15 protein-coding genes are annotated in these 13,734 nt (G+C 73.5%); 1 reads left to right on the forward strand and 14 read right to left on the reverse strand.

Translation table 11 applies throughout. The features are described 5' to 3' along the window. Nucleotides 1-438: 438 nt before the first annotated feature. From FH609_RS20005 to FH609_RS20060, 12 genes are all read right to left on the reverse strand, one after another. Nucleotides 439-636 (reverse strand): hypothetical protein, encoded by a 198-nt coding sequence (locus FH609_RS20005; protein ID WP_122184788.1) that lies wholly within the window; start codon nt 634-636, stop codon nt 439-441. Next, complete coding sequence (locus tag FH609_RS20010) at nt 633-1,172, reverse strand: hypothetical protein (RefSeq protein ID WP_226961828.1); 540 nt, start codon at nt 1,170-1,172, stop codon at nt 633-635. The genes FH609_RS20005 and FH609_RS20010 overlap by 4 nt, the downstream gene beginning before the upstream one ends. 585 nt (nt 1,173-1,757) lie before the next feature. Then, nucleotides 1,758-2,903 (reverse strand): response regulator, encoded by a 1,146-nt coding sequence (locus FH609_RS20015; protein WP_139674954.1) that lies wholly within the window; start codon nt 2,901-2,903, stop codon nt 1,758-1,760. Continuing rightward, entirely contained in the window at nt 2,896-3,099 is a 204-nt protein-coding gene (locus FH609_RS20020; protein WP_139674951.1) for a hypothetical protein, read from the reverse strand. The genes FH609_RS20015 and FH609_RS20020 overlap by 8 nt, the downstream gene beginning before the upstream one ends. A 258-nt stretch (nt 3,100-3,357) precedes the next feature. Beyond that, nucleotides 3,358-4,221, reverse strand: a complete 864-nt coding sequence (locus FH609_RS20025; RefSeq protein WP_139674948.1) for an ABC transporter ATP-binding protein — start codon at nt 4,219-4,221, stop codon at nt 3,358-3,360. After that, nucleotides 4,218-5,273, reverse strand: a complete 1,056-nt coding sequence (locus FH609_RS20030) for a FecCD family ABC transporter permease (RefSeq protein WP_405379161.1) — start codon at nt 5,271-5,273, stop codon at nt 4,218-4,220. The genes FH609_RS20025 and FH609_RS20030 overlap by 4 nt, the downstream gene beginning before the upstream one ends. Before the next feature lie 8 nt (nt 5,274-5,281). Continuing rightward, on the reverse strand, nt 5,282-6,217 hold the full coding sequence (locus tag FH609_RS20035) for a FecCD family ABC transporter permease (RefSeq protein WP_405379158.1): 936 nt from the start codon (nt 6,215-6,217) through the stop codon (nt 5,282-5,284). 143 nt (nt 6,218-6,360) lie between these two features. Continuing rightward, nucleotides 6,361-7,404, reverse strand: a complete 1,044-nt coding sequence (locus FH609_RS20040) for an iron-siderophore ABC transporter substrate-binding protein (RefSeq protein WP_139674939.1) — start codon at nt 7,402-7,404, stop codon at nt 6,361-6,363. 280 nt (nt 7,405-7,684) lie between these two features. Next, nucleotides 7,685-8,530, reverse strand: coding sequence for an ROK family protein (locus tag FH609_RS20045; RefSeq protein WP_139674936.1), 846 nt, complete (start codon nt 8,528-8,530; stop codon nt 7,685-7,687). Nucleotides 8,531-8,855: 325 nt separating this feature from the next. Continuing rightward, on the reverse strand, nt 8,856-9,674 hold the full coding sequence (locus FH609_RS20050) for a helix-turn-helix domain-containing protein (RefSeq protein ID WP_139674933.1): 819 nt from the start codon (nt 9,672-9,674) through the stop codon (nt 8,856-8,858). Between the two features lie 38 nt (nt 9,675-9,712). After that, on the reverse strand, nt 9,713-10,021 hold the full coding sequence (locus tag FH609_RS20055) for an SCO5918 family protein (RefSeq protein ID WP_139674931.1): 309 nt from the start codon (nt 10,019-10,021) through the stop codon (nt 9,713-9,715). A gap of 85 nt (nt 10,022-10,106) precedes the next feature. After that, on the reverse strand, nt 10,107-11,597 hold the full coding sequence (locus tag FH609_RS20060) for a DEAD/DEAH box helicase (RefSeq protein ID WP_139674929.1): 1,491 nt from the start codon (nt 11,595-11,597) through the stop codon (nt 10,107-10,109). A gap of 876 nt (nt 11,598-12,473) precedes the next feature. Between FH609_RS20060 and FH609_RS20065 the strand changes: the two genes are divergently transcribed. Beyond that, on the forward strand, nt 12,474-12,704 hold the full coding sequence (locus tag FH609_RS20065; RefSeq protein ID WP_139674926.1) for a PH domain-containing protein: 231 nt from the start codon (nt 12,474-12,476) through the stop codon (nt 12,702-12,704). A 26-nt stretch (nt 12,705-12,730) separates the two neighbouring features. Here the strand turns inward: FH609_RS20065 and FH609_RS20070 are convergent, their stop codons facing one another. Both FH609_RS20070 and FH609_RS20075 read right to left on the reverse strand, forming a co-directional pair. Beyond that, nucleotides 12,731-13,306 (reverse strand): GNAT family N-acetyltransferase, encoded by a 576-nt coding sequence (locus tag FH609_RS20070; RefSeq protein WP_139674923.1) that lies wholly within the window; start codon nt 13,304-13,306, stop codon nt 12,731-12,733. A gap of 10 nt (nt 13,307-13,316) precedes the next feature. Next, on the reverse strand, nt 13,317-13,673 hold the full coding sequence (locus FH609_RS20075) for a hypothetical protein (RefSeq protein WP_139674920.1): 357 nt from the start codon (nt 13,671-13,673) through the stop codon (nt 13,317-13,319). Nucleotides 13,674-13,734: the final 61 nt, after the last annotated feature.

Below are 13,734 nucleotides of genomic sequence, written 5' to 3' on the forward strand. Positions count from 1 at the left end.
GGGGCCGGTCGGCGCGGCGCGGCCGGGCGTCGGCGGCGGCCGGGGCCGTGCGGGGGAGGAGCTGCCCGGGGCCCGAGCGCGGCGGGGCCGGATCGCGCCCCCGCGAGGAGCGAGGGCAGGATGGGGGCAACGATTATATGTATAGGTTCTTCGTCGCAGGACTGTCAAGGTCTCCGGCTTTGGATCATCAGTTTCCGGCGATCCGCGCGGAGTTGGCGCGTCGGCCCACGGCGGCGGAACATCCGGGCCGCATGTGCCGACGGGTCCAGGGCGCGTTCGACGGGTCGGTCGAAGCGGGATTCCCACGGGCCGGACAACGACGACAAGAGCCACCATTCGCGAGCGAATGGTGGCTGACTGGGTCCGCCGACGCGAGGGCGTGCCATCGGAGGGCGGCGGTGCGGAGAAGGGAATTCCGTCGCCGGCCGCCGGCGGGTTCTACTGGTCCTGATCCTGGCCGGTCAACTGGTCGAAGGTGGCCGTGACATCGTCCGGATGGTAGTAGGCGCGGCCGGTGTGGGTGTAACGCCGCCAGCGGTAGGTGTGGGCGTAGCGGTAGACCGTTCCCTTGGGAACGTGCCACAGCGCCGCGATGTCGTCAGCGGTCAGTCCGGCCGTCGTCGTTCGCGGTTTCACGCGCTCTCTCCTTGGCTTCTTCGAACCTGACGGGCGAGCCTGGTCCAGCTCGTGGCCGGCCACGAGTGGTGGGGGGAGATCGAGCAGACTATTTCCGAGGGCTGGGCGTCGTCGCGGGACCGCATTCGCGCCACCAACTCCCCCTCGCATTCCGGGACCGGGCAGTAGCCGATGGGAACGCGCCGGGAGTTGTCGGGATAGGCGACGTGGTGGGCGCGCCGGGCGAGTTCCCGGATCTCGTCCATGAGGTCGCCGGCGGCGGGATGCCGGGTCAACCAGTCGATATGGCGGCAGAGAAAGCGGGAGAGCGCGGGAATGTCGCGGGCCGGGCGGGCCACGCCGCGTTCCTGGGAGACCAACCCCGACCAGGAGGCCAACACCGTGCGAATGGCCGCGCGTATCTCGGCGGCGGCCGGACTGATCGAGTCGACGGTCGCGCTCTTCCGGGGAATCCGCCGAATGACCCGGACGACTTCGGGGCCAGTTCCCCGGTCGCAGTCGGAATACAGGGCGGGCATACTGAGCAGGTCGTTCACCAGGCGGTCCCGGCACATCAGACATAAGAACCAACCGGTACCGGCCCTGCCAGGTCCCCCGTTCGCGCCTGAATCGCGCCCACTTCTGCACGAAGTAGCCTGACACAGCTCGGGACTTACCACGGTTTCCCCCTCACAGATGCCGAAAGTCGGCTGCTCAGCCCGGGTGGTCGTGCTGTGCCCCTCCTGGTCCTCGGAGGAAAAGCGGAAAACGCAGGCGGGAATGTGGCCCCTCCGCAAAGGGGCCATAGGCTCGCCATGCGCATGAGGCTGAGAAGGCTGATCTACGATCTTCGAGATCGACAGCGCTCGTCAAGAGGGGTCGGTGGCCCGTCGCTGTGCGTCGCGAAACGCATCATCTGTGTGACGTCGTACGGGCGTTCCCCCGGGGGATATGGGGGGCTTTCGGGTGAAGAGCGCGCCGCCCCCGGGCGTTGGCGGGTTCTCGCCAGCGGAGCCGGGTGTGGAACCGCCAGAACCCGTCGGAGCGGCCCCGGGCGCGCCCGCGCACGCCGGGCGCGGAGTCGGGCGCGAGGCCGGGGTCGAGCCGGGGTCGAGCCGGCCGTGCGCGCGCCTCAACGGCCCCTACACGCGGCCTGGTTGGCGGCTGCGGCGGCGCTCAAGGAACAGGTCGGTGAAGACCGAGACCTTGGCCCGCAGCGCCCACGGATCGAAGGGCTTGCCGATGTAGTCCACGGCCCCGGCGGCGTAGCCCCGCGCGCTGTGCTCCGCGTCGATGCCCATCGCCGTGAGGAAGATGATCGGGATGTCCCGGGTCCTGGAGCGCCGCTTGATGTGCGCGGCGGTCTCGTAGCCGTCCATCCCCGGCATCTGCACGTCCATGATGATCACGGCGAAGTCGTCGTGCGTGAGCAGCGCCTTCAGCGCCTCGTGCCCCGAGGACGCGGTCACCAGCTCCTGGCCCAGGCTGGTCAACACCCCGGTCAGCGCGAGGACGTTGCTGTGCTCGTCGTCCACGACCAGGATGCGCGGCAGGTGCGGTGCGCGCCGGTCCCGCCCCTCGGCCCGTGCGGCGCCCGGCGGCGCGGGCGGCAGCGGACGCCCGGGAGTCGCCGCGCTCTGGCGTTCCACCAGCTCCATCTGCCGCTCCAGCAGCGCGCACCGCGCCTCGGCCTCCTCCCGCCGCCGCTGGGCGTCCGCCAACTCGGCCCGCAGTTCGCTGACTTCCGACTGCAAACGGTCCCGCTCCCGGCGCAGCGCGCCCGCCTCGCCCCACCCGGCCGCCAGCCGGTCGGCCCGTTCCCGCTCGGTGGCCCACCGGGACTCGATCTGGTTGAGCCGTACCTCCAGGTCGGCGATCCGGTGGCTGCGGTCCAACAGCGCCTCCTCCAGCACCTCGCCGCGCGCGGAGGAGCGGCGCGAGGTGCGGTCGGCGTCGGCGAGCTGCTGGGTCAGTATCTCGGTGGCCTGCCGGGGCGAGCCGGCGGCGGCCTCCGCCGCGCGGTGCAGGCGCCGCACATGCTCGAACGTGGCCGGCGTGGTCGGCCGGCCCCGGTGCTCCGCGAGATCGGTGAGCAGGTCCATCACCACCTCCCAGGGCGGCACCCGGGTGCCGCCCAGATAGCGGGACAGGGCGCCCGGATCGCGGCTGCGCCGCGCGGCGTACCGGCGCACCGAGATGCCGAGGCCGCAGAACAGCTCCCGCAGCGCCTCGGCCAGGGCGTGGCTCTCGGGCGCCAGGTCGGGGGCGAGCGGGCGCAGTTCAGGCACGTTCGGCCTCCGACGCCTCGCCCGCGATCAGCCGGTGCAGCGTGGGCACGACCGCGCCGAACGCGGCCCAGGCCGCCAGCAGCGCGCCCGGCGTCGAGCCGCCGGCGGCGAGGGTGAGCACGGCGGTGCCTGCGGCGCCGAGCGCGCCGAGGCTGAGGATGACGGCGGTGCGTAACGTCATCAACGGGCCGTTCACGCGGGTTCCTCCCGGGAGTTGGGGCCGGCGCCCTGCCGGCCGGAGCCCAGCATGACCCGGGAGGTGGGTGTTGCGGGCGCGTGTTGCTGAGTTGCCCGCCGTTGCGCGCCCGTTGCGCGCCCGGCGCATCCGGGTTCCCCTCAGCCGGCGCGCCCGCGCCCGCCGCCCGTTGCCGCCTCGGTTGGCAACACCGGAACGCCCGGTCAACGCCCGGTCGATGCCCGGTCGACGCCCGCCGGGTGCCGGCCGGGCGCCCGTTCAGTGCCCGTCCCCCCCGTCAGCCCCGTCCGCTTCCGTGGAACCCGCGCCCGCCGCCCCCTCCCCGCCGCTGTGGTACCTGCCGATCGGCAGCATCAGCGGGCGCCCCGAGACCGGGTCCTCGATCACGAGGCTCTCCAGCCCGAAGACCGCGCGCACCGTCTCCTCGTTGAGCACCTCGGACGGGTGCCCGGCCGCGTGCAGGGCGCCGTCGGCGATGGCGATCAGGTGGTCGGCGTATCGGGCCGCGAGGTTGAGGTCGTGCAGCACCATCACGACGGTGGTGCCCCGCGTCCGGTTGAGGTCGGTCAACAGGTCCAGCACCTCGATCTGGTGGCTGGCGTCGAGGAACGTGGTCGGCTCGTCCAGCAGCAGCAGATCGGTCTGCTGCGCCAGGGCCATCGCGATCCAGACCCGCTGCCGCTGCCCGCCCGACAGCTCGTCCACGGCGCGGTCGGCCAGCTCGGCGGTGCGGGTGGCGTCCAGGGCGGCGGCCACGGCGGCGTCGTCCCGTTCGTTCCACCGCGAGAACACACCCTGGTGCGGGTGGCGGCCCCGGCCGACCAGGTCCAGTACGGTGATGCCCTCGGGCGCCACCGGGGACTGCGGCAACAGGCCGAGCGTGCGGGCGAGTTCCTTGGCCGGCAGCCGGTGCACGGCCCTGCCGTCGAGGACCACCTGCCCCGCGCGGGGCGGGAGCAGCCGGGTCATCGAGCGCAACAGGGTCGACTTCCCGCAGGCGTTGGCGCCGACGATCACGGTGATCGCGCCGGGCGGCACGGCCAGGTCCAGGGACGCGACGACGACGCGGTCGCCGTAGCCGAGCGTCAGCCGCTCGGCGGCGAGGCGGTGGGACGTGGTCAAATCGAGCCTCCCGCCCGATGGGTGCGGACGATCAGATAGATGAGGTAGGGCGCGCCGAGCACGCCGGTCACCACCCCGACCGGATAGCGGTGGTCGAACGCGAACTGCCCGACGAAGTCGGCGGACAGCACCAGCAGCGCGCCGACCAGGGCGGCCGGCAGCAGCGTCGAGGCGCCGGGACCCACCAGGCGGGCCGCGATCGGCCCGGAGAGAAACGCCACAAACGCGATCGGTCCGGTCGCCGCCGTGGCAAAGGCGATCAGGCCAACGGCCGCCACGATCAGGGTCAGTCGGACGCGTTCCACCCGGACCCCCAGCGCGGCGGCGGTGTCGTCGCCGAGCCGCAGCGCGTCGAGGTCGCGGGCCCGCGACAGCAGCACCGGCGCCAGCACGGCCAGCGCGACCAGCGCCGGCACCGTCTCGTTCCAGGTCGCGCCGTTGAGGCTGCCGGTCAGCCAGCGCATCGCCTCCGCCAGGTCCCACTCGGCGGCGCGGGACAGCACATAGGAGGTGACGCTGTCGAGCATCGCGGAGATCCCGATGCCGATCAGGATCAGCCGGGTGCCGACCACGCCGTCCCGGAACGCCAGCCCGTACACCAGCAGCGCCACGCCCAGCCCGGCCGCGATCGCCAGCACGGAGACGGCGGTTCCGCCGAGCGAGAGCGTCACGATCGCGATCGCCGCGGCCGCGCTGGCGCCCGCGCTGATGCCGATGATGTCGGGGCTGGCCAGCGGGTTGCGCAGCATCGTCTGGAAGGTCACGCCGGCCAGGCCGAAGCTCAGCCCCGCCACCACGGCGAGCACCGCGCGCGGCAACCGCAGCCGGCCCACGGTGAACGAGGCGCCCGGCACCCGCTCGCCCGCGATCACCCGCAGCACCTCGTCGGGCGGGTAGTACGTCCGCCCGAACATCAGGCTCGCCGTGAACGCGGCCACCACCAGCACCGCCAGCACCAGCACGACCAGGAGCCGCCGCGCGGCCCGCCGCCGCCGTCCGACGGCGACGGCCCGCACCGTCGCGCTCGGCGCCGCGTCAACGGGCGGCGCCACGGGGGCGGTCACAGGGCACGCACCTTCTGGCGCCGGACGATATGGATGAAGAACGGCGCGCCCAACAGCGCGGTCACGATGCCCACCTCCACCTCGCTCGGGCGCGCCACCACGCGCCCCACCACATCGGCCGCCGTCAGCAGCACCGCGCCGGTCAGCGTGGCGAACGGCAGCAGCCAGCGGTGGTCCACGCCGACCAGCAGCCGGCAGGCGTGCGGAACGACCAGCCCCACGAAGCCGATCGGCCCGGCCACCGCCGTCGCAGCGCCGCACAGCACCACCGCGCCCAGCGCGGCCGTCGCCCGGGCCCGGACCACGTGCTCCCCGAGCCCGGCCGCGAGTTCGTCGCCCAGGGCAAGGGAGTTGAGGGCCCGCGCCGACAGCAGACAGATCGCGAAGCCGACGGCGAGAAACGGCCACACCTGCCCGATCCGTTCGAAGGAGGCGCCGCCGACGCCGCCGATCTGCCAGAGCCGGAAGCCGCCGGCGATGTCGTTGCGCGGCAGCAGCACCGCGCTGACCAGCGAGGCGAACGCCGCCGACGTGGCCGCCCCGGCGAGCGCCAGCTTCAGCGGCGTCGCGCCGCCGCGCCCCAACGAGCCGACGACATAGACGAACCCGGCCGAGACCGCAGCGCCCGCCATCGCCACCCACACATAGCCGACCGGCGAGGCCAGCCCGAAGTAGGCGACGGCCGTGACCACGGCCAGCGAGGCGCCCATGTTGACGCCCAGAATCCCCGGATCGGCCAGCGGGTTGCGGGTCACGCCCTGCATCACCCCGCCGGCCAGGCCCAGCGCCGCGCCGACCAGCACCGCGAGCACGGTGCGCGGCACGCGCTTGGCCACGGCCGCCTGCTCCAGCGTGTCCTCGGCGCCGCCGAGCCCGGCGACGACGTCGGACCAGCCGACGGTGCGGGAGCCGAACGCCACCGAGGCCAGCATGGTCGCGGCCAGCGCCAGCACCACGACCAGCAGCCACAGCAGCCGCGCCCGCGCCGAGCGGGCCCGCGCCGGCGCGCTCGGCGCGGGCACGGGCTCGACCGGCGCGCGGTGTGGCTCGAACGCCGCCGAGGGGGCGCGCGTTGTCATTCGACGCGGTCCGCTGCCTCGGCGAGCGCCGCCACATAGTCCTCCAACACCCAGGAGATGGAGAGCGGGGTGGGGTTGGCGGCGGTCGCCAGCGGCGTGCTGCCCGGCAGCAGGTAGACGGAGTCGCGCTCGACGGCCGGGATGCGGGACAGCAGCGGGTCGTTCCGCAGCACGTCCAGCAACTCGCCGGTCTCGTCGCCGTATCCCGTGATGATGTCCACGTCGTCGAAGGCGTCGATCCGTTCGGCGCTCTGCGTGAGGGCGAACTGGTCGGTGCCCTCGGAGGCGGTGGCGATGCTCTCCGGGATGGTCAGGCCCAGGTCCTCGAAGAAGAGGGTCCTGGTGTCGTGCGTGGTGTAGAAGCCGACCTCGCTGACGTCGTTGGGGTCGACGTGCGTCATGAACATCGCGGACTTGCCTTCGAGCTGCGGGTAGTCGGCGACGGTGGCCGCGATCTCGTCCTCGATGTCGGTGATCAACGCGTCGGCCTCGGCGTCGAGTCCGAGCGCCTGGCTGTTCAGCTGGATGATCTCGCGCCACGGGGTCGCCCAGGGGGCGTCCGGGTAGGCGACGGTCGGGGCTATCTCGCTGAGCGTGTCGTAGTCCTGCTGGGTCAGGCCCGAGTAGGCGGCCAGGATCACGTCCGGCTCGGTGTCGGCGACGGCCTCGAAGTCGATGCCGTCGGTCTCGTCGAAGAGAACGGGCGTCTCGGCGTCGAGTTCGGTCAGCCGCTCGGCGACCCAGGGCAGCACCCCGTCGCCGTCGTCGTCGCCGAAGTTCGCCGCCGCCATGCCGACGGGGACGACGCCGAGGGCCAACGGCACCTCGTGGTTGGCCCAGTTGACGGTGGCGACGCGCTGCGGCGCGGACTCGATGGTGGTCTCGCCGAGGGCGTGCTCGATGGTGCGGGGGAACGCGGCGCTGTTCGCGTTGCCCGCGCTGTCGGCACCGTCGCTGTTGTCGTCTGAGGAACCGCCGCAGGCGGTGAGCCCCAACAGGACCGCCGCCACGGCGAGAAGGGGGAGGCGGTGTGAACGCATGGCTCTCGTGACTCCACTTCCGGGTCTGGGTGCCGGACCTCACACGCGGGTCGCGGAACGCGGTCGTGGAGCGGTGCACCGGTCTGACGTACATCGGACACGAGGGGTTAGGTAAGGCTTACCTTTCCTCGACGTGCCCACCGGTACCTTAAGAGAGCGGGGCGGGTGTCGCAATCGCCCTTTACGGACACGGAATGTAGTGATTGGGACAGGGCGCCCCGGGGGCGGGGCGCCGACGACGACGGTGAGGACCGGCCAATGACGCGTGGTCGGCTGCGAGTTATTCGGGGCGGGCTGTAGACGACGACGATGCGGGGTGGTCCCGGTCCGTCGTCGGGCGCCGGGCCTCGGCCAGGCGTAGGAACACCCCTGCGTAGGCCGCCGACTTGGCCGCCTCCGGCGCCGCCGAGCCCACCACCGGAAAGACCCCGCGCAGCCGTTCCCGCAGCGCAGCGACCAACTCGGGTCGGGTGCGCCGCACCAGCCCACCCGCGAACACCACGACGGTGCCCGCCGGCACCCCGGCCCCCTCGATCGCCGTCGCGAGCAACTCCACCACCCGCCGCCCGTCGGCCGTCGACAGCCGGGCCGGCAGATACTCCCCGCCCACCTGCGCGTTGAGACAACCCCGGCGCCGACACCCGTGACAGACACCGTCCCCGAAGCCAGTGCGATGGCTCAGGTCGAACGACGGCACCGTCACCCCGTCGACGACCAACGCGCCGCCGAGGCCGGTGCCGATCCCCGCGTAGAGCAGGGAGCTTGGGCGCTCCTCGCGCAACAGCCACTCGCCCAGCGCGGCGGCCTCCGCGTCGTTCATGGACACGTCGGGCGGCCGCCGGTAGCCCAGTTCCCGCCACGCCGCCACGTCGTCCCAGCCCAACTGGGTCGCGCCCCACACCCGCCCGTCGATCACCAGCCCGGGGGCGGTCAGCCCGAACACCTCCCCGTCGGCGCCGGCTTGGGGCCCGTCCAGGAACTGGACGCCCCCGTCCGGGCCCAACATGGTGCTCTGCACCGAGGAGCCGCCGACCTCGACGACATGCACGCCCCGCCGCGCCGCGAGCCCGCAGGACCGCAGTGCCTCGGCGAGATCGCCCGGCAGTGACACGTTCGTGCCCTTCATGGGTGTTGCCCCTCTCCGCCGACCGCCCGAACCGCCGGCCCTACCAGTCTCGCGCGGGCGCTTGGGGGCGGGCTGTAGACGACGACGGTGGGGGTGGTCCGGGTGCGTGGTCGGCTGCGGCCCCGGTGGTCGGTTCCTCGCGCAGTTCCCCGCGCCCCTGGGGTGGGTGGGCGTTTGGGGACGCGGGGAACTGCGCGGGTGATGGGGGGCGGGCCGCGGTCGACGACGGTGAGGGGCGCCCCGGGTGCGTGGTCGGGTGCGGGCCGCGGTCGACGATGGTGAGGAACGGCCGATGGTGCGTGGTCGGGTGCGGCCCCGTCGTGGCTCAGCGGCAGCGAAACGCCCCCGGCGTTCGCCCCGTCGTGCGGCGGAACGCCGCGCCGAACGCGCTCGCCGACTGGTAGCCGACGGCCCGCGCCACCGCCTCCACCTCCCGCCCCCGCGTGAGCAACTCCACCGCGTGCCGGGCCCGCACCGCCGCGACCCAGCGCGCGAAGCTCGTTCCCGTCTCCGCCGCGAACGCCCGCGTGATCGTCCGCGCGCTCACTCCCAGCTGCGCCGCCCAGTGCGCCAACGTCCGCTGGTCGCCCGGGTTTTCGGTGACCGCGTCGGCGATGGGCCGCAGCAGCTCGGACACCGGCATCCGCAGCGGCAGCGCGTGCGGGGACGGCGTGACCACGTCCAGCACCATCGCCTCGGTCACCGACCGCGACGCCGGCGACAGCTCGGCATCGGCGAGCCGTTCCAGCAACAGCCGCAGCAGCGGTGTGATCTCCACGGCCACCGGAACGTCGGAGATGGACGTCGTGCCGCCGAAGCCGAAGAAGCTCGCCCGGAACCAGGTCCCCGCTATCGCCGACCCGGAGTGCAGCGTGCCGGCCGGCATCCACAGGCCCAGCGTCGGCGTGATGGTCCAGACCCGCGTGCCGACGACGGCCGTCGAGGCGCCCCGCTCGTTCCACAGCAACTCGTGGAACGGGTGCGAGTGTTCGTTCCAGGTGGTGTCGCGCTCGACGATCTCGTCGTAGCACCTGATCACGAACGGCACCGCCACCGCCCCCGGCGCGTAGGCGGGCAGCCTACGGGTCTCCCGGTCGCCGCGTGGGCGGGCGGCGGGGGACGAGGGGGCGGTGGCGGTGCGCACGCCGCCAGCCTAGACGCGTCGTCGAAGCGCGCGCCGGGTCAGCCGCCGGTGGGCCCGCCCAGAGCGGCGGACGCCCGGGCCAACGGCGTGCCCTCCGGCGTCGGGACCTCGGCGTGCGGGTCGCGGCAGGTGAAGCCCAGCCGCATCATGGCCCGACGCACCTCGCCGGGCGTGAAGTCGCGTCGGTCCTGGCCGGTGACGACCTGACCGACCTGCATCAACGGGTAGGTGCGGCGGCCGATGATCACCGACTGGCCCACCACCGGCTCGGGGCTGACGCCCTTCATCGAGGCCAGCACGGTGTCACGGGTCAGTTCGAACGGGTAGCGGGCGATGACGCAGCGCATGGGAACCTCACAGGGGAGAGAAGCGGAACACGGAGCGGAACAGGAGCTGAGCCGGGAGGGAACGAGTACCGGATGGACAGGGGGCTCAGGCGGCGCGGCCGGCGTCCGACCTGCGCGGCGCGCTGCGGCGCCGCGCCGTCGCGCGCCGGCGCGCGTTGCCTCCCGCGCTCCCGGCGCCGCCCCCGCTGCCGGCACGACCGCCCCCGGCGCGGCCCCCGCGCCCCGCGTGCTCCGGCGCGGGAGCGGTGATGACGACCGGCACCCCGGAGGGCTCCCGCGCCCCCGTGATCTGCCGTAGCGCCTCCTCGCCCGGCGCCACCCGGGTGGTCCGCGCGGTGATCCCGGCGGCGGCCATCAGCCGCGTCGCGTCGCGCCGCTGCTCGGGCGTGACGAGGGTCACCACGCTCCCCGAGTCGCCGGCCCGCGCGGTGCGGCCGCCCCGGTGCAGATAGTCCTTCGGGTCGGCGGGCGGGTCCAGGTTGACGACCAGGTCCAGCGAGTCGACATGGATGCCGCGCGCCGCGACGTTGGTGGCCACCAGGACGGCGACATGCCCCGTCCGGAACTGGGTCAGCGTCCGGGTGCGCTGCGGCTGCGACTTCCCGCTGTGCAGGGCCGCCGCCCGCACGCCGCTGCGCAGCAGATGGGTGGTGAGCCGGTCGGCGGCGCGCTTGCTGTCGAGGAATATGATCAACCGGCCGCTGCGCGCGGCGATTTCGGTGACGATGGTCCGCTTGTCGTCGCTCTGGATGTGCAGCAGATGGTGGTCCATCGTCGTCACCGCGCCGGCCGACGGATCAACGGAGTGCACCACCGGGTTGGTGAGGTAGCGGCGGACCAGCAGGTCGATGTTGCGGTCCAGCGTCGCGGAGAACAGCATCCGCTGGCCGTCCGGCCTGACCTGGTCGAGCAGGGCCGTGACCTGCGGCATGAAGCCCATGTCGGTCATCTGGTCGGCCTCGTCCAGCACGGTGATCGCGACCTGGTCCAGCCGGCAGTCGCCGCGTTCCACCAGGTCACGCAGCCGCCCCGGGGTGGCCACGACGACCTCGGCGCCGTTGCGCAGCGCGCTCGCCTGGCGGCCGATGGACATGCCGCCGACGACGGTGGCCATCCGCAGCCGCACCGCGCGGGCGTAGGGCGTGAGCGCCTCCGTGACCTGCTGCGCCAGCTCGCGGGTCGGGACGAGGACCAGGGCCAGCGGCCGGTGCGCCTCGGCGCGCTGGCCGGCGGTCCTGGACAGCAGCGCCAGCCCGAACGCGAGGGTCTTCCCGGAGCCGGTGCGGCCCCGGCCGAGTACGTCGCGGCCCGCGAGCGAGTTGGGCAACGTCGCGGCCTGGATCGGGAAGGGCACCGTCACGCCCTCGGTGTCGAGGGCGGCCAACAGCGGCTTGGCCATGTCGAGTTCGGCGAAACGCTCGACGGCGGGGAGCTGGTCGCCGGTCGTCTCGGGCAGCGCGAACTCGACCTGCCGGACGGCGGAACGACGACCGCCGCCGCCCCTGCGCGGCGCGGCGGGCGCGGAACCGCCGCTGCGGCCTCGGGTCGAACGGTTGCCATGGAATGTGCGGTTCACGGGGAACCCTCCTTGATGCGGCACATATCAGGGAGTCCCCGCACGAGAAACACGTCCGGGAGAACCGCAAGAATGAGCCGGGTGCGAAAAGAAGCCAGGGCAGACCAGGGGCGACGGACATGCCGTCTTCGGAACTGGTCTGACCGTTGTCGGAAAGCTGTCGAAAAGCTGCTGGGAATTCGTTCTGGAACGGTGCTCGTGGGGGCGGAAACACTCTCGCCGCCTGCCCGGACCACCGGGACGCGCCGCGCGCGTGCCGGCGCGGGCGGGAACCGTGGATCACGTCCCGGGATTCAGACCCCGGACGCCGGACCCCTGACGTCAGGCGGGAACGACGCTCCCCGTGTCGGGGCTCTGCCGATCGAAGGCGAAGCTGGCCATCTCATATCTCCTTTGAGCGGTACGCCGGCCGGCCGCGGTATCGCGGAAACCGTGTCGCCGTAATGATCGCCCTCTCCGGAAATCGGAGCCGCGGAGATACTCGCTGGGATGCGTGGCCACTCAAGGACACTGGAGGTTCTGGGAGTCACAACCACAACCACAACCAAAACTGCAACTGCCAACGACAGTAGCACGCCGCCCCCGACCCGGCACGAGGACGAGGACGGGCGCCGAGGCGGGGGAACGGGGGCGGGCGGCGCGGGCGGCGCTGGCTATGCTCGCCTGGACCCGGCCCGAACGGCCGGGCCACACGCGGGCGCGGGGGCACGGGGAGATGGCCGAGAGACGGGTGCTGCGGCACCGCCCGCGCTGCGCCGGGTGGGCGCTGGCGACGCTCGCCGCGATCACCTGCGGCACGCTGAGCGTCTGGGCGTCGACGAGGGACCGTGGCCCGTTCGCGCCCGAGACCTCGGTGGGCGCGGCGGAGTACGCGCTGTGGGCGCTGCTCGTCGCCGGCTGCGCTGGGCGGACGTCGTCGAGGTGGAACTCGCGCTGCGCACCGGCAGCACTCAGCCCGGCGGGCGCTGGCGGGTGACGCTGCGCCTGACCGACGGGACCGCGCGCTGGGTGCCGACCTTTGTGCACGGCGCGATGGGCCTCCACCAGGGCCCCGAGTTCGGCCCCGGCGACGGGGGCCGCAACTACTCTGCGGCGCACTCCCGTTGACGACCGGAGGCCGGCGGTGCGCGGACCTAGCGTGCGCCGTCGGCCTCGGGGCGGGCCGGTGCGGGCGGGATGATCTCGCCCGGGAGCAGGGAACCCACCCAGGCGTCCACGCGTTCGCCCCGGTGTCGAAGGCGGCGGCGGAGCGTTCCCTCGATCCGGAAGCCGACCTTCTCGGCCACCCGCCGGGAGGCATGGTTGCCCACCTCGGCGCGCCACTCTATGAGTTCGAGCCGCTCATCGTCGAAGGCCCACCGGCAGGCCGCCGCGACGGCGGCGCTGGTGACGCCCCGCGCCCGGGCCGCCGGGTCGGCCCAGTAGCCGATCTCGGCCGTCCGGTCGCCGCGCAGGTGGAGGCCGACCCGGGCGAGCCGGCGCGCCGTCTCCGCGTCCTCCACCAGGAACTCGGCGCGGGTGCCGCCGTTCCAGCCGGCCACGGCGAGGTGCTCGACGAAGTGCTCCGCGTGCTCCCGGAGGTAGGGGGAGGGCAGGTCGATGAACCGCCGCATCGCCGGGTCGAGCGAGACCCGGTACACCCAGTCGGCGTCCGCCCCCGTGAACGGGCGCAGCCGCAGCCGGCCGGCATCGAGCGTGATCGGCGGCACCGGCCCGGCCTCAGCGGAGCAGTTCCGGCGGGGCCGGGGGCAACTGGTCGGTGAGGGTGGTCAGTTCGCCGGGGGCCGCGCCCGGGGTTCCGTGGTGGCGGTCGACCGCCGCGCGGACCATGCGGGCGGCGGCCACCACGTCGACGTCGTCGGACGGCGGCTTCAGGGCGATCTCCAGCATCTCCACGGGCGTGATGATGTCCGCCTGGAGCCCGTCGGAGAGGCTGTCGTAGAAGACGTCGTCGTCCGTCAGCACGAGGTCGACGACGGCCCGGCCGGCGGCGCGGACGGCCGTCATGTCGGCGGCGGACGCCAGCTCGGCGGCGCCGTTCCACTCGGGGCGGTAGTCGGGGATCGAGGGGCGCATGGTTCTGGACGGTACCAATCCGGTGGTGCGGGTCGGGGACGGGTCGCGGTCTGGGGGGCCG

Source organism: Streptomyces sp. 3MP-14 (assembly GCF_006334905.2).
GTDB classification, from domain to species: domain Bacteria; phylum Actinomycetota; class Actinomycetes; order Streptomycetales; family Streptomycetaceae; genus Streptomyces; species Streptomyces triticirhizae.

What these genes read in the sequence shown, in the direction of transcription:
- FH609_RS20045 (WP_139674936.1), bottom strand. Translation starts at nt 8,530, where the DNA reads ATGAAGGGCACGAACGTGTCACTGCCGGGCGATCTCGCCGAGGCACTG.
- FH609_RS20035 (WP_405379158.1), bottom strand. Translation starts at nt 6,217, where the DNA reads ATGCTGGCCTCGGTGGCGTTCGGCTCCCGCACCGTCGGCTGGTCCGAC.
- FH609_RS20040 (WP_139674939.1), bottom strand. Translation starts at nt 7,404, where the DNA reads ATGCGTTCACACCGCCTCCCCCTTCTCGCCGTGGCGGCGGTCCTGTTG.
- FH609_RS20075 (WP_139674920.1), bottom strand. Translation starts at nt 13,673, where the DNA reads ATGCGCCCCTCGATCCCCGACTACCGCCCCGAGTGGAACGGCGCCGCC.
- FH609_RS20055 (WP_139674931.1), bottom strand. Translation starts at nt 10,021, where the DNA reads ATGCGCTGCGTCATCGCCCGCTACCCGTTCGAACTGACCCGTGACACC.